Here is a 26,410-nt window from a genome sequence, read left to right on the forward strand (position 1 = left end):
ATCTCAATGAGTTTTCTTTGGTCCCCAATCATAAATTTTCTTTTGATAGGCATACCACATCATCCAGAAACCCACCAAAATCATTGGCAAGCTCAGGAATTGTCCCTTACTCATCCATGCAATAAAGAGCTGACCATGATCGGGTTCGCGGAAAAATTCGACAACAAAGCGCGCTAAACCATAACCAATCAGGAATAGGGCTGATACTGCCATGCGTGGACGTGGCTTTGAACTAAACCACCACAGCACAACAAACAGGATTAAACCTTCGCATAAGGCTTGATAAAGCTGCGATGGATGACGTACCAATTGCAAAGGATCGGTTGGGAAAATCATCCCCAATGCAAAGTTTGGATCGGTCACAGGGCGACCATATAATTCACCGCCAATAAAGTTACCAATACGACCAAACATCAGACCTGTAGGTACACACGGGGCAATAAAATCCAGAGTTTGAAACCACGTCATTTTGTATTTTTTACACCAGAACAGCATGGCTAAAATCACGCCCAGAAAGCCACCGTGGAAACTCATGCCGCCTGTCCAAACTTGGAATAACCACAGCGGATTTGCCAAAAATTGTTCAAAGCCATAAAAGAAGACATAACCGACACGCCCGCCGATCACCACGCCTAAAGCGCCGTAAAAGATCAGGTCGGACACCATGTCGGAAGTCCAGCCACGTTGTTTGGCACGATAAGTTGCCAAACCCCAAGCAAATAAAAATGCCAGTAAATACATCAAGCCATACCAATGGACTTGCAAAGGCCCGAGCGAAATAGCAACGGGGTCAATATTTGGATAGGTGAGCATTCCTGTTCCTTGTGATTCTGTTTTGCACAGATTTTAGCTGAATGTGATGAAAAATGTTGTACATTCAATGTGTAAAGATCAAGAGTTTAAATTATGTGTATTGTGGCATTGGCTTGGCAGGTCTTGGCAGACACACCACTGTGTTTGATTTCAAATCGGGATGAGTTTTATCGGCGTCCGACAGCAGCACTGGCAGCATGGCTTCATAGTCCAATTGTTGCAGGGCAGGATTTAGAATCGGGCGGTACGTGGATGGGCATTACTCAGTCGGGTCGTTGGGCAGTGATTACCAATTATCGTGATGCGAATGATGTTCGTGAATATCCAACCTCACGCGGGCATATTATTCAGGCTTTTTTAGAATCTGAGCAAACACCTATCCGTTTTGCGCAAGCCTTAGAAAAACAGCAATGTGAATATGCAGGTTTTAATTTATTTGTGGGCGATACCACTCAAGCGGTGTATATGAGTAACCGTGGAGAAGCGCCGCAGGTTTTAGCCAAAGGCGTTTATGTGGTGTCGAATGGATTGATGAGTGACCCTTGGGAGAAAACTGCACGCTTACGCAAACGCTTTACGCAGGAGTTTTTACCGATGCTGCAATTGCCTGATCTTGCAACGGCAGAGCTAAATGCTGCGGCGTGGGATATTTTGCAAGATGAACGCAAAGTTGCATCTGAATTGTTACCGCAAACAGGGATTTCATTGGAGATGGAAGCGTTGTTGTCATCGACTTTTATTCAAAGTCCACTTTACGGTACACGTTGTTCCAATTTTTTACGTATGCAGGCGCAGCAATTTACATGGCTGGAAAAAACACAATATGGTGAGCAAAAGGGAGATATTGTGCAGCAACAGTTGAACATTGAGGCATAAAAAATGCCGACGTGATGTCGGCATTTTTAATTTATGGATGTTATCCAGCAATTGCTTTGCCGTCTTTACGGGTGATGACAACCGTTGCTGAACGAGGACGTGCAGTTTTATTGTTCATGTCAGTTTGTGTTGCAGGCCAATGGCTGCTTGGCGCATCAAAACTCTTTGAATCTTCACCTGGGTGCTGAACGTTAATAAAGATTGCTTTGTAGTCAGGTGTCATGGTTACACCTGTAATTTCACATTCTTTTGGCCCAACAAGGAAGCGACGTAAGTTTTTATCGGTGACTTGAGCACCAGCAATTGTACTTTGATCACCAACAGTTTTTACAACACCGCCATCACCAACTTGACCAGGTAGTGCTGCTAACATCATACAGTTTGTAACATCTGTATATGCGCCATCATCTGTTTGAATCCAAAGAACACCACGTGGGTCAAACCACATACCATCTGGACTTGAGAAGTCGTTTGCATCGCTTAAATTAGAAAGGTTAATTGTCGGATCCATACTTGCTTCAGCACCAAATAGATAGATATCCCATTCAAATGATGTTGCTGCAGTATTCTCTTCTTTAAAGCGGATAATATGACCATTGACGTTACCTTTACCACCTTCAGGATCGGTGTAGTTACGTGGGTTTGCAGGATCTGTTGCATAGCTTGAACCACGGTTCGAGTTATTGGTTAAAGTCACGTACACTTCACCATTTTCAGGGTTTACAGCAACCCATTCTGGACGATCCATTTTTGTAGCTCCTACAGCATCTGCTGCAAGACGAGCAAAAGTAAGGACATCCGCTTGTGAGCTAAATGGGTAAATAGCGTTTGTTTCGGTTAAGCCATTTTTACCATAAGCCAGTTCAATCCACTCTCCTGTGCCTGATGCATTAAATTTAGCGACATAGAATTTCCCTGAATTCATATATTTGTCGCCAGCTCGATAGCCACCATTCACATCTTTAGGATCCCATGTTGCATCTGATACAAATTTGTAGATGTACTCACCGCGCGAGTCATCGCCCATATAGAATGCAAATTTTTGCCCTTCAATTGCGCGGCTGGCGCGACAGTCTTCGTGAGCAAAACGACCTAATGCAGTACGTTTTACTGGGTTTGAGCGGCTATCGAATGGATCAATTTCTACAATCCAGCCAAATGTATTTGGCGCATTACGATAGTCTTGAGTTGCAGACTCTTTGGTTACGTTAGCAGCCCAACGATCATACATGTCTTGAGATTCAAAACCAGCTTCTGCTGTTTCCCAACCATAGCGTGAAGATTTATTCAAATACACGATGCGATCTTGCTCATCGCGTTCTGGAATTTTTTTACCATCAGCATCTAAAATATAAATGATGTTGTTTTTCGCATCACGTTTAACACTACCGTCTGCATTTTTTTCAGTTTGATAAGAGATCTCTAAGCCTAAACCATAGCGTTTAAGTGCTATTTTTTCAGCTTCACTACGGGCTGAGTATTGGTCTGTACCTGAGCGTTGGAAATAACCAATAAAATTTTCTTCAGCAGTTAAATAAGTGCCCCATGGTGTATAACCATTACCACAGTTATTTTGTGTGCCTCGAGTTTGACGACCAGCGGGAGAGAATGCTGTGTGCAGTAATGGAGAACCAGCTACAGGCCCTGCAAAATCCATGACAGTCGAAGCTGTAATACGACGGTTAAATGGTGATGACTTCACAATCTCTACAGCTTGAGTTTCAGCATTTTTCTTAATATGAACGACTGAAACACCGTGTGCATTTACTTCACGAATCACTTCATCTTCTGGGCGACGTCCATCCTTTTTAGTTGCGCCTTTTGGATGTAAGAAGGTTTGGTTGATATATTCGTGGTTCAAAACCAATAAGCCATGATCTGATGCATTTTCATCATAACGACCAGTTTTAGTACTTAAGCCAAAATAGCTCATGCCATCGTGACAGTCACCAGAGCGGAATTGGAAACTTGGGCCAGATGGAACATCTGCATCTGCATTCCAATTGCTATAAGAAGGATTGATTGAGTCACCTAAAGCATATAATACAGTTGCTTGGTAACCTTCAGGAACAGTAACAATATCATTTAAATTTTTATCTACAGCTTTAAATGTTAATGTTTCAGGCTTGGTATTGGGTTCTTCTTTACTTGTTGGTGGTGTTGCATTTGTATCTTCATCATCATCACTACATGCAGATAAAGAAGAAGCTAAAGCTAAAGCTGCTGCACCGCTTGCAGTTTTTTTAATTAAACTGCGACGGCTCATGCGTTGTTCTAGAATGTCACGAAAGTGCGTATTGTCTGAAGTGTTATTATCTAACTCTTGATCTTCATTGTAAGGCATAAAATCAGTCATTTTTTTTCCTAGCAAATTGCTTAGTCGTTTGAAAGTTATATGTAAATTAGTGGCTAAACATGACATGCGGGTTAAGCTTATGTGTCAAACTGATTAAATCCGTTCAGTTGTGATCTACACGCACAAAAAAAAGAAGCAACTATGTGCTTCTTTTTAAAATTCAATATTTTAGATTAGCTGTGACTGACTCGGCGCTTCTCAATTAATTTGCCAAAAAACAAACCAATTTCAAACAGCATCCACATCGGAATGGCAAGCATGATCATCGATAAAGCGTCTGGCGGTGTGACAAACATGGCCACAAAAAAACAGCCAACAATAATAAAGCGACGTTTTTCAACCAAAGTTTGCGTAGACACGACACCAATCATAATCAGCAAAAGTGTGACAATTGGAATCTCAAAGGTAAAACCAAAAACCAAAAACAGCTTCAAACAAAACGTAAGATAGCTATTAATGTCGGTCATCGGGGCGACTGTTTCAGGGGAAACGCTAATGAAAAAGTGCAGAATGGATGGCAAGGCGACAAAGTAAGCAAAGCTAATTCCGATATAGAACAAGCAAATACTGCCGATCAGCAAAGGCAGCGCCAAACTTTTTTCTTTTTCATATAACGCTGGTTTTACGAATGCCCAAATCTGATACAAAATAAATGGCATCGCAATGAACAGCGCGACAAAAAAGTTTAGTTTAAACGGCGCCATAAAGGTTGCGGTAACATCAGTCGCAATCATGGTTGATGTATGTGGCAACTGTGCACGTAATGGTTCCGACAATACTTGATAAGTTTTATTGGCAAAGGGCAATAAACAGAAGAATAAGGCAAGAATAAGCCCTACAATTTTAAAAAGATGATTACGCAGCACCATCAAGTGCTTGGTAATTGGCATTTCTTCTAATGCGGCTTGCTCTGCCTTCACAGGCAAATGTGAAAGCTCAGAAGCGTTTGATTGGCTCATACTGCAACCTTCATTTCAGTATAGGGCGCTGTAGTATGTTGTAGCGCAGATAAATTTGAATGTGATGTCATTTTAGTTTTAGGGAGTAACACCGCAGAGGTTTTTTCAGTATTTAAAACCAAGGTGTAATGATGCTGTTGTAAGGTATTTTTTGATACGGCATGCGGGGAATGTGTGCTTTTTGCAGTTATATCTTCAAATATTTTTTCTTGCTGCATTTCATGCATTTGTGCTTGCATCTTTGCTTCAAGTTCCTGAATACGCGCCATTTCTTGCTGCATTTGCTCGCGTAATTCAGATAAACGCAATTCGCGGTCAATGTCATTTTGAACATTACTGACCATACGTTTAATTTTAGCGTACCACTTGCCGACAAAACGCGCTGCTTCAGGGAGTTTTTCAGGACCCAGCACCAATAATGCAATGATGCCGAAAATCAGCAGTTCCGTCATTCCAATATTGAGCATAATCTCAAACCCTCAGCCTTAATGCTTTACAGTCGAATTTACATCACTGCTATTGGCTTGATGTTCAATCGTACGAGGTTCTTTCAGTTGCGCCGCTTCTGCCTCATCATCTTTTATTGATTTTTTAAAATCTTTGACCGCGCCACCTACATCTTTACCTAAGTTTTTAAGCTTAGATGTACCAAATAATAAAATGACCACAATTGCAAAAATCAGCACGTGCCAAATAGATAATCCTGCCATGATTTAGACCTCTCAATAGTTGAGCCTATCTCAACAGGTCTGTATGACAATGCGGTGACGAATGTGTTGCGATTTGACGACAAGGGATGTTTGACCTGATTTGTAAAGCTTGAAAATAAAACAGCCCGTGTTTGAAAACGGGCTGTAAGATCAATCACATCTGTTAAATCTAAGCTTGTAAACTTGCTTTAAACAGTTGCATCGCCTGACCACGGTGACTGATTTTATTCTTTTCTGCTTTCGACATTTCTGCGCTCGACACTCCCAATTCAGGCAACCAAAAGAGCGGGTCATAGCCAAAACCATTTTCACCACGAGCTTCTGCTAAAATCTCGCCTTTCCAAATACCTTGGAAAATTTGTGGTAATGGATCATCGGCATGTTCAACCAAAGCCAAAACACAAACAAACATACCTTCAATTGCTGCGCCGTCTTGACGTAGTGGTTTGAGTTTATTCAAAAGTTTTTCATTGTTGGCTGCATCATTGCCATGTTCGCCTGCAAAACGTGCAGAATAAATCCCCGGTGCGCCGCCTAAAATAGGCACACATAAACCAGAGTCATCTGCAATGGCAGGCTTTCCTGAAATTTTTGCGGCATGGCGTGCTTTTAAAATGGCATTTTCAACAAAGCTCAAACCATCTTCAACAGCATCTTCAATATTTAGTTGACCTTGCGGAATCACTTGCACAGGCAAGTCTAATTGCGCAAACAGGGTTTCAAATTCTGCAATTTTTCCCTTGTTATTGCTTGCTAAAACCAAAGTACCTTGAGCACGCCAATCAGTTGCAGCCATAATTCAGATCTTAATTCAAAATAATCTTGGATATTTTAACGGATTTTGCAGACTTAAAAGTTTAATCTTAGATAGATTTGTTTTAATACATACCAATTATGCTGAGTTATAAAAAAAATAGGGGAATCATGATGAGCAAAATTTCAGAGATCTACCGTTATTCGAGTCAGCACCGTACATTATTGCAGCAAAGTGAGCGTTCTGGCTGTTTTTACTGTCTGGAAACTTTTGCTTATAGCGAAATTGAAGATTGGTGTGATGATGAGCAAACCGCAATTTGTCCGCATTGTGGTATAGATGCGGTATTAGGTTCTGCTGCAGTAGAAGAATTCAGCCCTGAACTGCTACAGGCCATGCATCAGGCTTATTTTGAATAAAATATAAAAGCACCCGAAGGTGCATGAAGTTAATTTAAGCGAGATTAAATTTATTGTGCTTGAATCCACTTGTCAGCACGGTCACGTGCTTGACGAATTTGTTCTTGAGTCAAGTTCGCTGCCAATGCAGTTTTCTTACCTTCAGACAGAGAAATCACTTTGTTATCGAGCATGCCATCACGGGTAGATAATTCATACCACTGATATGCACCCATATAGTTTTTCTTTTGCTCTTCCATCATGGCAAGGTTAAAGCTTGCGCGGTTGTCGCCACGACTGGCTGCTTTTTCAAAATATTGACGCGCCAAGACTTCGTCTTTTTTCGTGCCAATGCCATCTGCCAACATACGGCCTACATTCAATTGTGCTGCAGATAAACCTTGATCTGCCGCAGCTTTGTACCAAGCAAACGCTTGACGGCTGTCTTGCTGTACGTCTTTACCTTGTTGATATTTAGTCGCTAAGTAAAATTGTGCGCCTGCTTGACCTGCTTTGGCTGCTTTCGTTAAGCCGTTAATATCCATCACAGAATATTGTGCTGCTTGGCTTGCTACAGAAGATGGTGGAACATAATCTGCATGGGCTTGAATGCTCAACAGTCCAACCAATAGCGTGGTGCTTAATAATAGTTTTTTCATAGAGCGCTCACTCGATAAATTGCGACTTCACCAAACAAATTAGGCAGATGCTTACTGAGTAAGCTATCTTGTTGATTCCCATTCACGGCAAGTCGGTTAATGATGCGAATATTATTTTCGGCACAAAGTGCCTCAAAATCACGAAACGTACATAAATGAATATTTGGGGTGTTGTACCACATATAAGGTAATGCGTCTGAAACAGGCATTTTTCCTTTTAAGGCAAGAAAAGAGCGAGTCTTCCAATGCGCAAAGTTTGGAAAGGTAATAATTGCCTGTTTACCCACACGGACCATATCTCTTAATAATACGTCAGGTGCATCTACTGCTTGCAAGGCTTGTGCCATGACCACATAGTCAAAAGACTGGTCGGCAAAACGGCTAAGCCCCAAATTCAAGTCTTGTTGGATGATATTTAACCCGCGACTGATCGCAATTGCAATCTTTTCTTGATCAATTTCTAATCCGTATGCACGAATATTATGCTGTTTGCTCATGTGTGCCAACAGTTCACCATCGCCACAACCCAAATCGAGTACTTTAGAATTGGGTTTAATCCACTTTTCGGCAAGTTGCTGATCAAGACGCATTACACGGCCTCCTGTGGGGTTGCTTGAAGATGTTCTGTTCCACCCAAGAATGCACGCATGGCTTTCACGTATAGTGGAATTGGGAACAAGAACGAGTCGTGTCCTTGTTCGGCATCAATATCTAAATAGCTTACCGGCTTATGATTGCTAATTAAGGCATCCACAATTTCCTGCGAACGCTCAGGGCTAAAACGCCAGTCGGTGGTAAATGACACCACTAAAAACTTGCATTTTGTATTCGCCATAGCTTTTTGTAAGGATTGCTCGTATTCACGTGCAGGATCAAAATAATCCAGTGCCTTGGTCATAATTAAATAGGTATTGGCATCAAAATTACGGCTAAATTGTTCGCCCTGATAGCGTAAATAGCTTTCGACCTGAAACTCGACATCAAAACCATACATAAACTTGCCAGACTTTAAGTCACGACCAAATTTCTGTTTCATGGCTTCTTCAGACAAATAGGTGATGTGTCCAACCATGCGCGCCAAAATCAATCCACGTTTTGGATAGCTATCATGTTCCAAATAACGTCCATGATGAAAATCTGGGTCAGATAAAATTGACTGACGCGCGACTTCGTTAAAAGCAATATTTTGTGCGGAGAGTTTTGGTGCACTGGCAATAATGACGCATTTTTTAAGACGATCAGGATAATCTACCGACCATTGCAAAGCTTGCATGCCACCTAAAGAGCCGCCAATAATTGAATACCAAACCTCAATGCCTAAACGATCAGACAGCATGGCTTGGGTTTTGACCCAATCTCGCACCGTCACTAAAGGGAAGTCAGGACCATAAGGACGGTTGTCATTTTCAGGGTTAGGCGATGTTGGGCCAGTAGAGCCGTTGCAGCCACCAATATTGTTTAAGGCCACCACAAAAAAGTGGTTGGTATCAATGGCTTTTCCTGGGCCAATACAGGCATCCCACCAGCCTGCTTTTTTATCGTCGGCATGATGATAACCTGCAGCGTGATGATGCCCTGATAGTGCGTGACAGATTAGAATCGCATTGGATTTATCGGCATTGAGTGTGCCATAAGTTTCGACCATGAGTTCAAAGCGGGGCAGAACACGACCACATTCGAGTTCTAAAGGTTCTTCAAATTGGAATTTTTTTGGAACAACAATGCCTACTGAGTCAGCTGGAAAAGACACGGGAATAATTCGCCTTAAATCCTGAGGATGAATAAATAAAAGGATACCACTTGGGGTATCCTTTTCAAAATGCTTTTACATGTTAGCGCAAGATTATACTGCTGCTGCAACCACTTGATCTGTGCTTAACACACCTTGTTCAATCAAGCGGTTGGTGCAGGCAATAATTGCATCAATAGATGAGGTCACGATGTTGTCATGTACCCCTGCACCAAAGGCAGATTTACCTGTGCCTTTCACTTGCAATTCAATTAAAGCCAACGCTTTTGCATGTGCGCCCGAGCTAATGCTGCGCTCTTCATAGTTCAAGACATCAATTGGCAATTGCAATGCATTCAAAATTGCTGAAATTGGACCATTGCCTTCGCCGCGTAAGCGTTGCGTTTCGCCGTTTACCACAACATCTAGTTCAATGACTTGATTGCCATTTTCATCAGACAATTTGTAGTTTTGCGTTGCATATTGCGCATCTTTTACCGCAACGTAAGTTTCTTTAAACAAGTTCCAGATTTCGCTTGCGCTAATTTCTGTACCTTGTTCATCGGTACGTTGTTGCACAATTTGCGAGAATTCGATTTGTAAACGACGCGGCAAAGTCACGTTGTAGTTCGATTCTAACAAGTAAGCAATACCGCCTTTACCCGATTGTGAGTTGACACGAATCACTGCGTCATAGTCACGACCTAAATCTTTCGGGTCAATTGGTAAGTAAGGCATATCCCAAATTTCTTCGTTTTTCTGGAACTCAAAACCTTTCTTAATTGCGTCTTGGTGTGAACCAGAGAATGCAGTAAAGACTAAGTCACCTGCGTACGGATGACGAGGGTGTACTGGCAAGCCTGTGCATTCTTCAACTGTTGCAATAATTTCGTTGATGTTTGAGAAATCCAACTCAGGTGCAACACCTTGGGTGTACATGTTCAAGGCAATTGCCGCAACGTCTACGTTACCTGTGCGCTCACCGTTACCAAATACACAACCTTCTACACGGTCTGCACCCGCCATGATGGCCAATTCAGAAGCGGCAATACCACAACCACGGTCATTGTGACAGTGTACTGAAATGATCACGCCATCACGACGCTCAATATTACGGTGCATCCATTCAACTTGGTCTGCATACACGTTTGGTGTAGACACTTCCACTGTTGCAGGCAAGTTTAAAATCACTTTATTGGTTGGCGATGCTTCCCAAATTTCAGTTACCGCATCACATACATCTTTAGCCACTTCTAATTCAGTTGCAGTAAAACATTCTGGGCTGTACTGGAATACCCACTCAGTTTCAGGTTGCTTCGCTGCATATTCTTTTACTTTGGTTGCAGCGTTAATGGCCAATTGTTTGGCACCCGCAACATCTACATTTAAGACTTTTTGGCGGAAGGTAGGCGAGTTGGCATTATAAATATGCACAATTGCACGTTTTGCACCTTGTAAAGATTCAAAAGTACGTGCGATCAAATGGTCACGTGCTTGTACCAATACTTCAATATACACGTTATCTGGAATATGACCTTCTTCAATCAATTTACGTGTGAAATCGAAGTCAACTTGAGATGCCGATGGGAAACCAATTTCGATGTGTTTAAAACCAATTTTCACAAGCATTTGGAACATTTTGAATTTTTGTTCAATGTTCATTGGCTCAAAGATCGCTTGGTTGCCGTCACGTAGGTCGGTACTCATCCAGATTGGCGCTTTGGTAATTTCGTTATTTGGCCATTGGCGGTCTGGTAAGTCGACACGCTGGTACATACGACGGTATTTTTTACTTGGATCTGCCAACATCATGTGAAAACTCCTTGAATAGTAGCGGTTGCATCGGTCGTGGATAACGGCAACTTACTATAAATATAGATTGTGTCTATTCTATCAATTTACAAGCTATTTTCAGGAGACTATCGCTAAAAGTCGAATCATGGCACTTGTAAACCAATATCTGTATGTTAATCGATCTGCAAGGGTAATAATTCCCTGTTTTTTACAAATATAGCCATAGCTGTGAAAATTTTTTCTGTTATTTGTTTTATTTCTGATAAATATAACTGTCGTTAATCTGTTCGATGCAGCTTGTTCCCATGAGTGCCATGCTCACTTCAAATTCTTCTTTTAAGAGCTTGATGCTATGTGCTGCCCCTAGTGCACCTGCAACTGCCAAGCCATAAATATATGGCCGTCCAATTAATACTGCATTTGCCCCTAAGGCCAATGCCTTAAAAATATCTGTGCCACGACGGATACCACTGTCCAATAGAATAGGGAAATCGTACGGTAAAATTTTTCGCATCGTGCTTAAAACTTGAATTGGACTGACTGCGGTATCTAAAACTCGACCACCGTGATTAGACACAATAATCCCTTGTACGCCGCATTGATACGCCTGTTGTGCATCGGCAGGGTGTAAAATTCCTTTGAGTAAAATAGGAAGTGGGCTGTGTTGGACTAGCCAAGCAATATCTTCCCATGTGGCGGCTTGCTGCATTAAGCCATCAAATAAAGCATGCTGATTGTCCTTGAGCGTTGCTGTACTCACAGGATGATGATGCACTGCCTGAATATGTGCGGGTAACTGAAAATAAGCACGACGTTCCCGATCTCGAACGCCCATGTGGGGTGCATCTACAGTCAGAACAATGGCTTGATACGCATAGTGCTGGGCTTGTAACACCAAATCTAAAGCGGCTTCACGACTACCTTGCCAATACAGCTGAAACCATTTTGGCGCAGAAGAAACCTGATTCAGTGTGCTCATTGAGGTGGTACTTAAATGACTGAGAATCATAGGTGCTTGCAGGGCGGCAGCGGCTTGTGCTGTGGCAATTTCCCCCTGCGGATGAAACAGTTGTTGATAAGCCACGGGGGCTAAAAAAATCGGGTGGGGATACTGTTCGCCCAAGAGCTGAATTTGGGTATTTGCCCCTGCAAAAGAATTTAAATGACGTGGCAACAATTGAATATTGGCAAAAGCAGCTCGGTTATTGTTTAGACTGTATTCATCGCCCGCAGCGCCTTCTAAATTAGCCCATGTGGCTGCATTTAAATGTAGTTGCGCCTGTTTTTGATAGTCGGCAATGGTTTGTAAATGTGGGGGAATATGGTTTAAGGCTGCCAATGGTGCGGTATTCATAATTGACTCCATTGACGAATCAAATTGTGATAGTGCGCAGTCAGGGACAATACTTCTGTGGTATCACCAAGTTGTTGACGTAATTGCAGAATGGTCATGTCTAAATTGAACAACATACTGCGCTGCCAGTCATCTTTCACCATACTTTGACACCAAGTAAATGCCGCAATTCTTTGGCCTACTGTTACTGGTTCAACCCGATGTAAACTGGTCGCAGGATACACAATCGCATCGCCCGCACTGAGTTTAACTTCATGACTTCCATAGTTGTCTTCAATAATCAGTTCACCTCCCTGATATTCTTCAGGTTCACTTAAAAATAAAGTCATAGAAACATCAGTACGAATCGGACGTTGCGCCTGCGCACAATATTGCACCGCACTATCGACATGATTGCCATAAGTTCCTGTGTTTTGATAACAATTGAACATCGGCTGAAGCATATGCAGCGGCAAGGCAAATGACTGCAATAAAGCCTGTTGTTTGAGAGCGCTGAGTATTTCTTGCGCCAGTGCTGCATAACTCGGATGTTTGGGATCAAACTGCAAATTTTGTTTAATTTTTTGTGCTTGCGCGCCTGCGCTGAATTGGCCATTTTGCCAAGCCGATGCACTGTCTAACTCAGCCCGAATTTGCTGGACTTGCACTTTACTGAGTACGTTAGGAATGTGAAGCATCATATTGATTCTTCCTGTGAAAGTTATAATTCAAAAAATTGAATACTCGACATTATGGTTCAGCAGTAAAAGTTCGAGCGATCTGTGCTATGAAAGCGACTCATCGCCCGAACCAATCTATATAGTCTCTTTTGAGCTACGCTATAGATTTATTGCAATTACTTAGAACTTGTAATTCAAGCTAAGCGTTGCCGAGCGTGGCTGTCCAAGAACCACACGACCACCACCATTGTTAAGGGTGCTGATATATTCTTTATCGGCAAGGTTGTAGAGGTTCAGATTTAGTGAAGCGTGTTTGTTAAAGTTGTAGCCTACCAAAGCATCAAAGACGACATAGCCTGGAATATTCGGCATGTTGGCAGGTGCGGTGCTGTCAGTGACTACACGTTTTTGTTCATCAACATAACGAGCGCCTAAACCAAATTTAAAGCCTGCCCAGTCGTAGGTTGACCATAAGCTTGCAGTCCATTCAGGTGACCAGCGTTCAGATAATGTTGTGCTACTCGATGAACGTTGATTCAGTTGTTTAACTTTCATGTGGGCAACGCCTGCAGAAATATTCCAGGCATCGGTAATTTGACCCACAGCACTTAGCTCAACACCATCGACACGTTTTTTGCCTTCCTGCACGGCAAGCTGGGAAATCGGATCAATGGTCGATTGATTTTCATTTTCTGTACGATACGCAGCAGCAGCTACAGCAAGTTTGCCTTGCAATAACTCCCATTTGCTACCCAACTCATAATGATGGGTTTCTTGAGGCTGCGCATTAATCGCATCATTGCCTGATTCAGACAGCGTGAAGTTGGCACTGCCTGGCGGAGTCAGTGATTTTGCGTAAGATGCATAAACACTGCTATTTAAAGTAGGTTTATACACACCGCCAAGTTTCCAGCTTAACAATGTGTCGTGCGTACTGAGGTCTTTGGCGACCAAGGCATTACCACCTCGCGGCAAAGTTAAGCCCTGATAATCGGTTTCATAATAATCGACCCGAACACCGCCGTTCAGCTGGAAACGCTCCCCAAATTTTAGAGTATCAAATAAATATGCGGCTGCCGTTTGGGTTTCACCATCGGTATAACCGCCATTATAAATAAGCGCTGGCATGGCTTGATTGCGGTCTGGGTGATAAAGATTGGCCCACGGTGTATCGGCAGTGGCTTCGCCAGGCAGCTGAGTTGCCATGAGTTTGCTAGATTGCTGTTCTTTTAAAAACTCCATGCCTGCAACAACATCATACTGTACTGCCCCCGTTTTGACACTCCAGTTTAAAGTGCTTTGATTGGTCAGAATTTTATTTTCTTGATCGACGCCTTGGCGGGAGCGGTTCACTTCCCATTCGGCAGGGTTTGATGAACCATTGGTTCGAAGACCATTTGCACCTGTATTGATGCCTGTTAAAACCCGATTCATGTGGGTTTTCGCTACACGGGTGATATTGGTCAGTTTGAGTTGATCGGTTAAATCACTTTCAATTTTTGCGGTGAACATATCAGCATCGACATCTTCATAGTCATTGACATGGCCATAAAAATTCTCCCGATTGACTTTAGGCGCAGTGGCTAACAGTGAATCGGTATTGTAAAAGCCTTGCATGCCCACAGTTGGAATGCCACCATCTGGAATATTGCGTTGTCTGATGTGTTGAGAATATAAATACAGGCGTGTGGCAGTATTTAATCCAAAGGCAATAGAAGGGGCGATGGCATAACTATTGTTTTCAATATAGTCGCGTCCTTCTATGCCGCCTTCTTGACCCATCACATTCAGGCGAAAGGCGGTATTAGGATTGATGATTTGGTTAATATCTGCAGAAAGTCTTGTATGTTGTGCTGTGTTGTAAGTTGCAGAAATTTCCTGACTGCTTTCACTTTGCGGTAATTTGCTGACTAAATTGATATAACCCGATGCTGCACCACGACCCGCTTCTGAACCCGATGGGCCTTTGACAACTTCAATTTGATCAATGTTAAATACATCACGGCTGATTGCGCCTAAATCTCGGACACCATCAACATAGGTCGAGGTTTGGGTGGAAAAACCACGCATTTGAAAGGCATCGCCTGCGCTGGTATTACCATTTTCACCAAGTTGCAGGGTAATGCCTGGAGTGTTGCGTAAGGCTTCAACCAACGAGGTTGCACCTTGCTCCTGCAAAATTTCTTTTTTAATTACAGATATGGTTTGTGGAGTATCCAACAACGGCTGTGTGTATTTTGCAGAGCTTAAACTGTCTGCCTTGTATTTGCTTTCGGCTTCTGATTTAACCGTAATGGTGGGTAAGTGGGTGACGTCATCTTCAGGGCTTGCGGCATGTGCAAGTAGTGGAAGAGAGGCGGCTAAAGCCATCAGTTGCGCAGAGCGATTGTGTTTGCGGCTTTTGATCTGTGCCATTTATGGTATTTCCCTAAATGTAAACCAACAGGAGGCCACGCTTTATTCAGCGTTTTTAGTTCAAAATGAATAAAGTGTGAAGTTGTTGTTATGACGTCTATAACAATTGTTGCTAATTGTATTGAGAATCATTATCAACAACAATGTGCGGAACGGCACTTTTTTCTAATTCTTATTTGAAAATAATAATCATTATCAATATTTTTATTTAATAAAACGATGTGAACGTGAAAGTCTTGGGAGTAAAGACAGAAAACCCTGCCGAAGCAGGGTTTGAGATGAAGTTTTAAGACTTAGAAGTCATAAGAAACAGAGAGCCAGTAGTTACGACCTGCTAAATATGTACCTTCAGAACTGCGTCCGATAGATAGATATTTATATGCCTGTTGTGTATCACCATTGATATCGATGTAATCCATATTTTGGGTAAAGTCTTTATCTAGTAAGTTGTTTACCGCAGCATTAATACGAATGTGATCGTTAAATTGATAGCTTGTGCCTAAGTTAAAGAGGTTATACCCAGAGAACTCATTATTTGTTTGTACTTCAATGCTTTGTGAGCCGGCATCTGTTGGTTTGGCAGTAAAGCGAGGGCGACCAGATTGGTACTCATGTTGTAACCAAATATCAAATGCATCATTAATATGCCAAGTTGAAGTCAAGTTAAGTAAATGTTTAGCAGTTGATTCTAAAGCATACCCTTTATCATCACCTTTGGTGATTTCTGATTCTGTAAAGGTGTAGGAGGCTTTGATATCCCATTCTGGGATAATTTGGTACTGCAATGAAGTTTCTAATCCGTAAATTTCTGCTTCATCAGCATTAAAGCTTTTACTAAAAGAGGTAACTTTGTTGCTGAAGTTAGAACAGTTATTGGTTTGACAGCTAAATGTTTTAGAAATAATTTTATCTTCAACTTGGTTGAAGAATGCTGTTGCCGTTAAATTTAAAGCATCAGTCGGTTGATAATTAAAACCAAGTTCATAGTTGACTGAAGTTTCTGGATCTAGATCAGGATTTCCGAGACTTGGTGTTGCACCTTGTCCACTATAACCATTGATACCGTTATACAAATCTTTGGCTGATGGAGTTTTATAGCCTGTGCTGACGCCTCCTTTAATCGTTAAGTCATCAGTTGTATTCCATACTAAATATGCGCGCGGGCTAAACTGTCCACCAAAACCACTGTGATCTTCGTAGCGTCCACCAAAGGTAAAATAAAGGTTATCTCTTAATTGCCATTCATCTTCAGCATACAGTGACCAAGTATCTTGAGTAAATTCTTTACCAATGCCTGCGATATCATCTGCAATAGTAGTGTCTTTATATTCGGTGCCAATAGTGAGTTTGTGGTTCGCAATTGGAGTGACTAAATGTGAGTCAAAGACTAAATCAGTATTTTCTAATTTGCGGGGTTGTCCTGCAAGTGCTGGAAATGCATCCGTTGGAATGGTGCGTCCTTTAGTCTCAGTTGTATTCTGACTGATATAAGTTTTCCACAAACCGAAGTCATATTGTCCATCATGACCTGCAGCAATTTGAATACGATTAAACTCAAGTTCATCTTCATATCCTGCAATACCGCCACGAGAAATGAAGTTACCCAAACGTTGATCTGAATTGTCATATTTTTGAGTTGATGAAAAACCATCGATCCAAAAAGAGTTTTGATCATCAAGTTTAAAGTCTAATTTTGCACCGATATCATAATTATCAGCTTTGCTTGGGCGTGGGTCACGACCTGTTGAACCCTGAATACGCTCTGAACGTTGACGGTCTAAATAGCTGCCACGTAGTTGCAAACCTAAACGGTCATTGATCAGTGGTCCATTGACGACAAAACTGGTTTTCCATGAGTCTGCTTCGGCATTACTTTCCATGACATTACCGCTGACAGTGACATTCCCATTCCACTCATCAGACACTTTTTTGGTAATGATATTGATCACACCACCCATCGCTTCTGAGCCATAGCGAGTAGCCATAGGTCCACGAATCACTTCAATTCTTTCGATTGCAGCCAGTGGGGGTAAAAATCCGTTTGATGTTTCTCCAAAACCATTTGGGGTAACATCTGAAGAGGTAGTTTGACGACGACCATCAATTAAAATTAAGCTGTAATCATTTCCAAGACCACGCATTTTTATATTTAGACCAGAGGTTTTACCGACACCAGAACGTATATCGATACCAGGAACATCTGCCAGTAAGTCTGCAATGCTGGTCGCATTTTTTTTCTCAATATCTTCTTTACTGACTATACTTATAGATGCGGGTGCATTTTTTAGCTCTTGTTCAAAACCTGCCGCTGAAACCACAATTGTGGAAAGTTGGTGGGTTGAAGTCGCATCGGTAGAGGTATTTGCGAAAACAGCAGTAGAGGTTGCCCCAAGTAATGCAAGACACAGCGGGTGTAGGTTGAACTTAGCCATAAAATTATATCTCTAATATGAATCAATGATCCTAATTTAGACCTATATGGTAATTAGAATCATTCATGAAGGAGTTGGCTAATAATAATGATAAGGATTCTTATTTACAACAAGAAATATACACAAAGTTGAAAATTTACAGAAAATAGCGCTCCGATTAAAAAAATTCAGTCGAGATCAGAACGTATTTTGTATATCCTTTAATGTTGTCATATAATGTGGCACTTTTTTATAAACTGTTATTACTAACTATATCGAGGAAGCCATGCAAGTAACTTCTGAAGCGGTTTCGGGCGTTGCCCGTCGTTTAAATGTATCTGTACCGACGAGCCGTATTAACGAGCAGTTTGAAGCTCGCTTGAAACGCACTGCCAAAACTGTGAAGATTAACGGCTTCCGTCCAGGTAAAGTGCCTCTAAACGTTGTTCGTCGTGAATACGGTGCGGGTATTTATCAAGAAGTGGTCAACGACATTATTCGTGACACCGTGTTTGAAGCAATCCAACAAGAAAAAATCAATGCTGTGGGTATGCCAAACATCGAAAAAACTGAAATGAAAGACGACGCTTTAGTATATGAAGCGACTGTTGAAGTTTATCCAGAAGTTGAAGTGAAATTTGACGGTTTGGAAGTTGAACGCAAGTCTTCTGAAGTAAATGATAGCGATGTTGAACAAATGCTTGAAAACCTTCAAAAGCAACGTGCTTCTTGGGTTGAAACCAAAGGCATGGCGAAAAAAGACATGCAAGTGACTTTTGACTTTGAAGGCACTGTAGATGGCGAGAAGTTTGAAGGCGGTGAAGCTGAAGACTTTAAACTGGTACTTGGTTCTGGTCGCATGATTCCTGGTTTTGAAGATGGTATCGTGGGCATGAAAAAAGGCGAAGAGAAAGTGATTGATGTAACTTTCCCTGAAGACTACCAAGCAGCGAACCTTGCAGGTAAAGCAGCTCAATTCAAAATCACTGTGAAACTTGTTGAAAAGCAAAAACTTCCAGAAATTGATGCTGAATTCCTACAAATCTTCGGTATTTCTGAAGAAGATGGCGTAGACAAATTAAAAGCTGACGTTCGTAAAAACATGGAACGTGAAGTGAAAAATGGTTTACGTAACCAAGTGAAAGGCGCAACTTTTGATGCACTCGTTGCGGCAAACGAAGTTGAACTTCCAGCAGCGATGGTTGCTCAAGAAGTTGACCGTCAACGTCAGCAAATGATTCAGCAATTCACTCAGCAGTTTGGTGCGCAAGGTGCAAAAGCATTTGACTCAAGCATGCTTCCAGATGAATTGTTCAAAGAACAAGCTGAAAAATCTGTAAAACTAGGCGTATTGGTCAGCAAAGTATTGGCAGATGCTAAACTTGAAGTTGACCAAGCACGTGTAGATGCTTACATCGAAGATATGGCTTCTTCTTATGAAGATCCAAACGAAGTGATTGAATACTTCAAAAATGACAAACAACAGCGTTCACAAATCGAAGCAGTTGTTTTAGAAGATCAGGTTGTAGATCACATCTTGGCTTCTGCAAAAGTGACTGATACATCTGTAAGCTATGAAGACTTATTGAAAGAGCAACAAGCTCGTCAACAAGGCTAATAGGCTTTAGGTAAAAAAGGCGCTTTGTGCGCCTTTTTTATTGCATCGCAGTTTTTGGGTTTTTCACAGATCGACAACATTTAACTCAAAATATCTACGATTTAAGCTGTGAATATTTTGCAATTTAGACAATTATCCCTCATATTGTGAACATGAGTCGTGTCACAAGAATTTAGGAATAAATAACCATATGTATGTTCCAACAATTGAAAATGCTTTAGTGCCCATGGTGGTTGAACAATCCTCTCGTGGTGAGCGTTCTTTTGATATTTATTCACGTCTTTTACGTGAACGTGTCATTTTTTTGACGGGTGAAGTCGAAGATAATATGGCCAACTTAATTGTGGCGCAGATGTTGTTTTTAGAAGCAGAAAACCCGGATAAAGATATTCACCTATACATTAACTCACCAGGCGGTTCTGTGACTGCAGGTATGGCAATTTACGATACCATGCAATTTATTAAGCCTGACGTTGTGACTTACTGTATGGGACAAGCGGCATCTATGGGTGCTTTTCTGCTCAACGCAGGTGCAAAAGGTAAGCGTTATTGTCTTGAAAATGCACGTGTCATGATTCACCAGCCACTCGGTGGTTTCCGTGGTCAGGCATCTGATATTGAAATTCATGCACGTGAAATTCTATTCATTAAAGAGCGTTTAAACCGTTTAATGGCAGAACATAGTGGTCAGGACTATGAAACTGTCGCAAGAGATACCGACCGTGATAACTTTATGACTGCACAGGCAGCGAAGGAATACGGTCTTGTGGATGAAGTTTTAACAAAACGTCCATAAGTTTTAAAGATTGAGATATTGGAGTGACTATGTCCGAACATCCTCAGGGACAAAAACATTGTTCATTTTGCGGTAAAACGCAGTCTGAAGTCGGGAAGCTGATTGCAGGCGAGGACGCATACATCTGTAATGAATGTGTGGACGTATGCTTAGACTTGGTTCAGACCAGTCAACAAGTTGAGTCGGGTGATTGGGCAACACGTCCATTGCCAAAACCACATGAAATTCGTGCTGCGCTTGATCAGTATGTAATTGGTCAAGATACTGCGAAAAAAACCTTATCGGTTGCAGTATATAACCATTACAAACGCCTAAAAGTGAGCAATCAGGCGCATAAAGCAGGCGATGCTGTCGAAATCTCAAAAAGTAACATCATGTTGGTAGGTCCAACGGGTTCGGGTAAAACCTTACTTGCACAGACCTTAGCACGTCTATTAGATGTGCCTTTTGCAATGGCAGATGCCACGACTTTAACCGAAGCGGGTTATGTGGGTGAAGATGTCGAAAACATCGTGCAAAAGCTGTTGCAAAAAGCCGATTACGATGTAGAAAAAGCACAAAAAGGCATTATCTACATTGATGAAATTGACAAGATCACGCGTAAGTCTGAAAACCCATCAATTACTCGTGATGTGTCTGGTGAAGGTGTTCAGCAAGCCTTGCTCAAAATGATTGAAGGCACGGTGGCTTCTATTCCGCCTCAAGGTGGACGTAAGCATCCGCAGCAAGAATTCATTCAAATTGATACTTCAAATATCTTGTTTATTTGCGGTGGCGCATTCTCTGGTTTAGAGAAAATTGTGCAGCAACGCCAAGAAAAAGGCGGCATTGGTTTTACGGCAGACGTGAAGAAAAAAGATGAAGGCAAGAAATTGTCTGATTTATTTCGTCAGGTAGAAGCAACCGATTTGGTGAAATTTGGCTTAATTCCAGAGTTCATTGGTCGTTTGCCTGTAATTGCAACGCTAGACGAGCTAGATGAAGATGCATTGATGCAAATTCTGACCGAGCCGAAAAATGCCTTAACCCGTCAATATCAATACTTATTCGAGATGGAAAATGTCGATTTAGTCTTTGAAGATGCGGCATTACGTGCAGTGGCGAAAAAAGCCCTTGAACGTAATACAGGTGCGCGTGGTTTGCGTTCAATTCTGGAAAATGCCTTGCTCGAAACCATGTACGACTTGCCAAGCCGTACCGATGTTGGCACAGTGGTAGTGACTGAAGCGGTGATTGAAGAAGGTGCTAAACCTGAATTTCAGACCGAACGTCAGCCTCAAACAGAAGAACCTGCAGCAGAAAAAATTGACTTAAAAGTATTAGACAGCAAAACTGCTTAATACGCTATTCGTCTGAAACGTGCCGAAACGCTAGGTTTCGGCACGTTTTTTATTGTCAAAAAAATCAAGGCAGTGTTAATCTTAGACCTAGGCGTGGATGCCCATTATTCAAAACAACAATTGCAAAATGAATTTGCAGCGTGATTTCAAAAACGTGATTTACAAAAATAAGAAACGCAGTGAGGGATAGACATGCGTGGTGTCGCAATCTTGGTCGTGACCAGTTTAATGTTGCTGGGATGTCATGGCAAAAAAAACGTGGTGCAACAAACGCAACCACCTAGTACCTTAAAAGTTTTAGATTTAGAACAAAAACCTGGTTTTGTAGAACAACACCGTTTGGGCATGATGACCATTGGTGGTTGGGTCAATCAAAAACTAGGGCAAAATTTTAAACCTGTTCAGGCACAACATGCCGATGCTGCCATCGTGTATTTATATCGTCCAGATTCCAAATGGAACAGACAGGAAATTGTCGCGACCAGTATGTTTATCAACAAACATCGGATTCCAAGTTTACTACACAATCATTATTACTGGGTTGAACTGGCACCAGGTGCGTATCGTCTGAGTGTGAGCCGTCCTTTGGGGGCATTACATTTCCAAAAACCGAAGTATTTGGATTTTCAGGTGCAGGCAGGGCAGTCGTATTTTATTAAGTATGATGAAGAAAACCTAAGTACTCGCAAAGAAGTTTCTGGGCCTTTAATGCTCATGCCTGCAAGTACGGCACAACAGGAAATTGCATTTACTCAACTCAAAACAGAAAGCTATAACTTTGTCGCGGAAGATCAAACCACAGGCAAGTTGCGTAAAAAGCCACAAAAAATTAAGCATGAGAAATATGACCCTGCAGAAGATGTGCATTTAACCCAGCCATTTAAGTTGTGGGATCCTAGAACCTGGTAAGGTTTTTCATCTGTATCTTGTGCATTGCTTTTATTCATTTCTAGCACGCATAAAAAAGCACCCAAAGTTGGGTGCTTTTTCTTTATTACTGCGTTGGAAAATTATTCTGCTGCAGCATCTACAACAGGAATTTTACCAATTTTAGCTTGCCAGATTTTTGGTGCAATGGCGTGGATTGATGTACCGTTTACATCCACCGCAACAGAAACAGGCATATCTTCAACTTTGAACTTGTAGATTGCTTCCATACCTAAGTCTTCAAAAGCAACCACTTCTGCTTCACGTACAGCTTTAGATACAAGATAAGCCGCACCACCTACTGCCATAAGGTAAGTTGCTTTATGGTCTTTGATGGCTTCAATTGCTGCAGGACCACGATCCGCCTTACCAATCATACCGAACAAACCAGTGTGCTCTAATACTTGGCGTGTGAACTTGTCCATACGTGTTGCTGTTGTCGGACCTGCAGGGCCAACCACTTCATCACCAACAGGATCAACTGGGCCAACGTAGTAAATGAACTTGCCTTTTAAGTCGACTGGTAATTCTTCACCATTGTTGATCATGTCTACCATGCGTTTGTGCGCAGCATCACGACCTGTGTAAATCGTACCGTTTAATAATAAAGTATCGCCCGGCTGCCAAGTGTTCATTTCTTCTTGAGTAATGTTGTCTAAATCTACACGTTTAGATTTAGAAGAGTCCCAAGTTACTTCTGGGTAGTCATCCAGTTTAGGTGCTTGAATGTGTGCAACACCTGAACCATCTAACTGGAAGTGTGCGTGACGTGTTGCCGCACAGTTTGGAATCATACCCACTGGTTTGCCCGCAGCGTGGCAAGGATAGTCTTTGATTTTAATATCAAGAACGGTAGTTAAGCCGCCTAAACCTTGTGCGCCAATACCCAATGCGTTTACTTTCTCGAAGATCTCGATACGGAGTTCTTCCATTTTGTTTTGTGGGCCACGACGCAATAATTCGTCCATGTTGATTTCTTCCATGAGTGCTTCTTTTGCAAGCATCATGGCTTTTTCAGCAGTACCACCAATACCAATACCCAACATACCTGGTGGACACCAGCCTGCACCCATGGTCGGAACAGTTTTAAGTACCCAGTCTACAATTGAGTCAGATGGATTTAGCATGGCCAATTTAGATTTGTTTTCTGAACCGCCACCTTTAGCAGCAACCGTAATATCAACTTTGTTACCCGGAACGAGTTTGTAGTGAATGACTGCTGGGGTGTTGTCTTTGGTGTTTTTACGACCAAATGCAGGATCAGCCAATACAGATGCACGAAGCACGTTTGAGTTTTCTAGGTAACCCTGACGTACACCTTCGTTAATTGCATCATCTAAGCTCATGGTTAAATCAAATTTAACGTCTAAGCCCACTTCAAGGAATACGTTTACGATACCAGTATCTTGACAGATTGGACGATGGCCTTCTGCACACATACGTGAGTTAATTAAGATCTGTGCAATCGCATCTTTCGCAGCTTTGTTTTCTTCACGATCATAAGCACGGCTCATCGCTTGGATGAAGTCTTGTGGATGATAGTAGGAAATAAACTGAAGCGCGTCTTTGATCGAAGTGATCAAGTCATCTTGCTTGATAATAGTTGTCATATCAAAAATCTCTTGAGCGGGCGGATAGCTAGCGGACTAAATTATAAGATAAAAACAGAAAGTTGTGGGCGTTTATACAGCGTTTTGGGTCTAAAGTTTAATAGGCCATCTATGTGTCATATTTATGTTAAAAACTGTCATATATGACAAGAAAAGCGTCATCTTCGCTGTCATATTTCATTTATTACAGGTTGATTTTTCATTTAAATTATCATTAAGTTATTGAAAATTATATTTATATTAAATATTACAATGAATTTTATATTGTCATATAACTGTCATAAAACTTTCGCATAATGCACTCATCGAAACTTGAGTATGTTTTTATGATTACAGTCGTTGCATCAGTTATTGGTTTTTCTATGTTTATCGCAGCTACTTGGTTCTACGGTCAACAAGAAGATCAAGCCTAAGCTTCATCTTCTTTTTTATGTCTTTAGTATTGATCATAAAAATAATCGAATATTTAAAATCACAAAAAATTAATTTTTAAGATTTAATTTCATTTTCACAAATATATTCAATCATTCCTGAGTCATTTTTCTCCAATTTAAAGCTTTCTGGATTGGCCATTTCCCAGACCATGGTGCCATTTTGGTAACGGCTTAAGCGTGAAATGTATTCACGGTTTGAAGCGCAGTCCAAAATGAAATCTGAGCGTAATTCATTATATTTGAGAGCGCCTTCTGTTTTGGTGTTATTAAATTTTTGCGCCACAACGACATGGTGATATTGCCCTTGTTTCTTAATGCTATCTAAATCAATCTGGAAAGTAATTCCATTATTTCTCAGCATGGTTTTAAAGTTTTCAGCATATACACTTTGGATCGCGATGATACTCATTAGTATAAGAAGTAGTTTTTTCATTTTTATTTTCATCCTAATTTAAAAAGACTTTTTTGATAAAATTTTCTGTTTGTATTTTATTTTGACGGTAGTCTGAAATCCCTTTGGCAGAAAAAATTGCATAATCACATCTGATTATCGGTGCAACATTTGGCTTTGTAGGGTTGGTTTTGCAGTTAATCGGTGAGACAGCTTGATCGACTCTATATTCATGGTCAAAATTGACTTGAAGATATATTTCACCATTATCTTTATAGATTTGGACTGAACCAAATTGATGCCCAAGTTTTTGTGCTAATTGTTCAGTTTTGAGTTTCGACTTAAATTCAATACGATCATAATATCCGAAGGTGGATTTCAAAAGGTTTTGATCTAGCACGCCAACGGAGCTATAGACATTGGGAACCTCAATTTTTGAGAGTGCAAAACTTTGCTGATGCTGGTCGACGTTAATACCCTCAAAATTAATCTGATAGGCTGAACCAATGTCTTTGACATGGGTTTTTAAAGTGACTTCACTGCATGAGTTAGAGACAGAAGAAGGCTGTCTTCGATCTTCAGCAAAAGTACTGTTACAAATACGAAGCTTTGTCGTGGTATCAGAGAGTGATCTTAAAGTTGAATAATAACGTTTCCAAATATGATCAAAATATTGACTACGCGCTAAACTAGAGAAGTAGTTTTGGTTTGACACCAATCCCTTAAAACGTGTGGTTTCATTGACACTACTTTTTGGCACAATAATACTAAAACGATTTTGTGCGCCATTTAAGGGTTCGCTTTTGGTAGATTGACCTGAATAGCTTAAAACTTTTTGATAAAGATTATTTTGTTCGCCTGTCACTTGGCAGCCTGTGAGTAACAACAGACTTGATGTGAAGATTAAAATTTTCTTATTCATGATAATTACTCAAATACATAACTGACATCGACAGACAAGATTGGCGTTAGGCTTTGAATAATGCGTTGATTTTGATGATCAAAATAGACTTTCCAAGGGTTGGCAATATTTTGACATTCAAATAAACCATAATATTTTTGTAAGTTTGGTGTATCTAAAATTTCTGCCCCACGATATGGATATAAAGATTTAGGATGTTGTTCAATTTGAACCAGTTGTCCTAAGTCTTTTTCACAATATTGTTGAGCGCGTTCATACATCACCACACCAGCCTTGTATGAAACATTATTCAATGCAATTTGACGTGGACTTTTAAATTTATCGTGAAAATACTCTTGAACTGTTGGATATTGAACGAAAATATTTTCATTTAGGTCGCTTGACGAGTTCCATTTGTCTATGGCTTTGGTGAGCCAGCCAGCTTGAGTAAAGGTGCTAGTCAAGGTGAAACAGCCAAGTAGCATGAGTTGACGAATCATGTTTTA

At 41.2% G+C, this 26,410-nt stretch carries 24 protein-coding genes; 6 read left to right on the forward strand and 18 right to left on the reverse strand.

The features are described from left to right. Positions 1 to 3: 3 nt before the first annotated feature. A complete protein-coding gene (gene lgt, locus FTV41_RS00915; protein WP_179995933.1) occupies positions 4 to 813 on the reverse strand; it encodes a prolipoprotein diacylglyceryl transferase in 810 nt (269 codons plus the stop codon). Between the two features lie 93 nt (positions 814 to 906). On the opposite strand from lgt, the gene FTV41_RS00920 reads away from it, so the two are divergent. Further along, complete coding sequence (locus FTV41_RS00920; RefSeq protein ID WP_179995934.1) at positions 907 to 1,689, forward strand: NRDE family protein; 783 nt, start codon at positions 907 to 909, stop codon at positions 1,687 to 1,689. Between the two features lie 40 nt (positions 1,690 to 1,729). Here FTV41_RS00920 and FTV41_RS00925 read toward each other — a convergent pair whose 3' ends face one another. From FTV41_RS00925 to rdgB, 5 genes are all read right to left on the reverse strand, one after another. Then, entirely contained in the window at positions 1,730 to 4,045 is a 2,316-nt protein-coding gene (locus tag FTV41_RS00925) for a PhoX family phosphatase (RefSeq protein ID WP_179995935.1), read from the reverse strand. Positions 4,046 to 4,218: 173 nt separating this feature from the next. Continuing rightward, entirely contained in the window at positions 4,219 to 5,004 is a 786-nt protein-coding gene (gene tatC / locus FTV41_RS00930) for a twin-arginine translocase subunit TatC (RefSeq protein WP_004974811.1), read from the reverse strand. Beyond that, the gene (gene tatB, locus FTV41_RS00935) at positions 5,001 to 5,471 is read right to left on the reverse strand and encodes a Sec-independent protein translocase protein TatB (RefSeq protein WP_167846331.1); all 471 of its coding nucleotides are present in this window, start codon (positions 5,469 to 5,471) and stop codon (positions 5,001 to 5,003) included. The genes tatC and tatB overlap by 4 nt, the downstream gene beginning before the upstream one ends. Before the next feature lie 18 nt (positions 5,472 to 5,489). Further along, positions 5,490 to 5,714 (reverse strand): Sec-independent protein translocase subunit TatA, encoded by a 225-nt coding sequence (tatA, locus tag FTV41_RS00940; RefSeq protein WP_004974820.1) that lies wholly within the window; start codon positions 5,712 to 5,714, stop codon positions 5,490 to 5,492. 169 nt (positions 5,715 to 5,883) lie between these two features. Continuing rightward, a complete protein-coding gene (rdgB, locus tag FTV41_RS00945) occupies positions 5,884 to 6,510 on the reverse strand; it encodes an RdgB/HAM1 family non-canonical purine NTP pyrophosphatase (RefSeq protein WP_004974822.1) in 627 nt (208 codons plus the stop codon). Positions 6,511 to 6,641: 131 nt separating this feature from the next. Here rdgB and FTV41_RS00950 point away from each other — a divergent pair, with 131 nt between their 5' ends. Next, entirely contained in the window at positions 6,642 to 6,887 is a 246-nt protein-coding gene (locus tag FTV41_RS00950) for a cytoplasmic protein (protein ID WP_257221887.1), read from the forward strand. A 50-nt stretch (positions 6,888 to 6,937) separates the two neighbouring features. Here the strand turns inward: FTV41_RS00950 and FTV41_RS00955 are convergent, their stop codons facing one another. The 8 genes from FTV41_RS00955 to FTV41_RS00990 form a co-directional block, all read right to left on the reverse strand. Continuing rightward, positions 6,938 to 7,525 (reverse strand): tetratricopeptide repeat protein, encoded by a 588-nt coding sequence (locus FTV41_RS00955; RefSeq protein WP_104852563.1) that lies wholly within the window; start codon positions 7,523 to 7,525, stop codon positions 6,938 to 6,940. Next, complete coding sequence (gene metW, locus FTV41_RS00960; protein WP_004974832.1) at positions 7,522 to 8,115, reverse strand: methionine biosynthesis protein MetW; 594 nt, start codon at positions 8,113 to 8,115, stop codon at positions 7,522 to 7,524. Before metW ends, FTV41_RS00955 begins: the two co-directional genes overlap by 4 nt. After that, on the reverse strand, positions 8,115 to 9,275 hold the full coding sequence (locus tag FTV41_RS00965; protein WP_019836832.1) for a homoserine O-acetyltransferase: 1,161 nt from the start codon (positions 9,273 to 9,275) through the stop codon (positions 8,115 to 8,117). The genes metW and FTV41_RS00965 overlap by 1 nt, the downstream gene beginning before the upstream one ends. A gap of 93 nt (positions 9,276 to 9,368) precedes the next feature. Continuing rightward, the gene (gene leuA / locus FTV41_RS00970; protein ID WP_179995937.1) at positions 9,369 to 11,066 is read right to left on the reverse strand and encodes a 2-isopropylmalate synthase; all 1,698 of its coding nucleotides are present in this window, start codon (positions 11,064 to 11,066) and stop codon (positions 9,369 to 9,371) included. Between the two features lie 235 nt (positions 11,067 to 11,301). Continuing rightward, positions 11,302 to 12,402 carry an alpha-hydroxy acid oxidase gene (locus FTV41_RS00975; protein WP_179995938.1) on the reverse strand — a complete coding sequence of 367 codons (1,101 nt, stop codon included), beginning with the start codon at positions 12,400 to 12,402 and terminating at the stop codon, positions 11,302 to 11,304. Beyond that, on the reverse strand, positions 12,399 to 13,082 hold the full coding sequence (locus tag FTV41_RS00980; RefSeq protein ID WP_179995939.1) for a Fe2+-dependent dioxygenase: 684 nt from the start codon (positions 13,080 to 13,082) through the stop codon (positions 12,399 to 12,401). Before FTV41_RS00980 ends, FTV41_RS00975 begins: the two co-directional genes overlap by 4 nt. Positions 13,083 to 13,241: 159 nt before the next feature. Next, complete coding sequence (locus tag FTV41_RS00985) at positions 13,242 to 15,476, reverse strand: catecholate siderophore receptor Fiu (RefSeq protein WP_179995940.1); 2,235 nt, start codon at positions 15,474 to 15,476, stop codon at positions 13,242 to 13,244. A 293-nt stretch (positions 15,477 to 15,769) separates the two neighbouring features. Next, positions 15,770 to 17,908 (reverse strand): TonB-dependent receptor domain-containing protein, encoded by a 2,139-nt coding sequence (locus tag FTV41_RS00990; RefSeq protein WP_179995941.1) that lies wholly within the window; start codon positions 17,906 to 17,908, stop codon positions 15,770 to 15,772. 265 nt (positions 17,909 to 18,173) lie between these two features. Here FTV41_RS00990 and tig point away from each other — a divergent pair, with 265 nt between their 5' ends. The 4 genes from tig (at position 18,174) to FTV41_RS01010 (ending at position 22,550) form a co-directional block, all read left to right on the forward strand. Continuing rightward, positions 18,174 to 19,505 (forward strand): trigger factor, encoded by a 1,332-nt coding sequence (gene tig / locus FTV41_RS00995; protein ID WP_179995942.1) that lies wholly within the window; start codon positions 18,174 to 18,176, stop codon positions 19,503 to 19,505. A 190-nt stretch (positions 19,506 to 19,695) separates the two neighbouring features. After that, positions 19,696 to 20,301 (forward strand): ATP-dependent Clp endopeptidase proteolytic subunit ClpP, encoded by a 606-nt coding sequence (clpP, locus tag FTV41_RS01000; protein WP_004974855.1) that lies wholly within the window; start codon positions 19,696 to 19,698, stop codon positions 20,299 to 20,301. A gap of 29 nt (positions 20,302 to 20,330) precedes the next feature. Further along, positions 20,331 to 21,641, forward strand: coding sequence for an ATP-dependent protease ATP-binding subunit ClpX (gene clpX / locus FTV41_RS01005; RefSeq protein WP_004974856.1), 1,311 nt, complete (start codon positions 20,331 to 20,333; stop codon positions 21,639 to 21,641). A gap of 192 nt (positions 21,642 to 21,833) precedes the next feature. Then, positions 21,834 to 22,550, forward strand: a complete 717-nt coding sequence (locus FTV41_RS01010; RefSeq protein WP_096901390.1) for a DUF2846 domain-containing protein — start codon at positions 21,834 to 21,836, stop codon at positions 22,548 to 22,550. A gap of 101 nt (positions 22,551 to 22,651) precedes the next feature. Here FTV41_RS01010 and FTV41_RS01015 read toward each other — a convergent pair whose 3' ends face one another. The 4 genes from FTV41_RS01015 to FTV41_RS01030 form a co-directional block, all read right to left on the reverse strand. Next, the gene (locus tag FTV41_RS01015; RefSeq protein ID WP_168417897.1) at positions 22,652 to 24,178 is read right to left on the reverse strand and encodes a fumarate hydratase; all 1,527 of its coding nucleotides are present in this window, start codon (positions 24,176 to 24,178) and stop codon (positions 22,652 to 22,654) included. A 489-nt stretch (positions 24,179 to 24,667) separates the two neighbouring features. After that, positions 24,668 to 25,045 (reverse strand): surface-adhesin E family protein, encoded by a 378-nt coding sequence (locus FTV41_RS01020; protein WP_067763650.1) that lies wholly within the window; start codon positions 25,043 to 25,045, stop codon positions 24,668 to 24,670. 13 nt (positions 25,046 to 25,058) lie between these two features. Next, positions 25,059 to 25,925 carry a hypothetical protein gene (locus FTV41_RS01025; RefSeq protein WP_067763647.1) on the reverse strand — a complete coding sequence of 289 codons (867 nt, stop codon included), beginning with the start codon at positions 25,923 to 25,925 and terminating at the stop codon, positions 25,059 to 25,061. 5 nt (positions 25,926 to 25,930) lie between these two features. Next, positions 25,931 to 26,404, reverse strand: a complete 474-nt coding sequence (locus tag FTV41_RS01030) for a hypothetical protein (protein WP_067763644.1) — start codon at positions 26,402 to 26,404, stop codon at positions 25,931 to 25,933. Positions 26,405 to 26,410 lie beyond the last annotated feature (6 nt).

Origin of the sequence: Acinetobacter sp. YH16051 (assembly GCF_013417135.1) — a bacterium.
GTDB classification, from domain to species: Bacteria; Pseudomonadota; Gammaproteobacteria; order Pseudomonadales; family Moraxellaceae; genus Acinetobacter; species Acinetobacter towneri.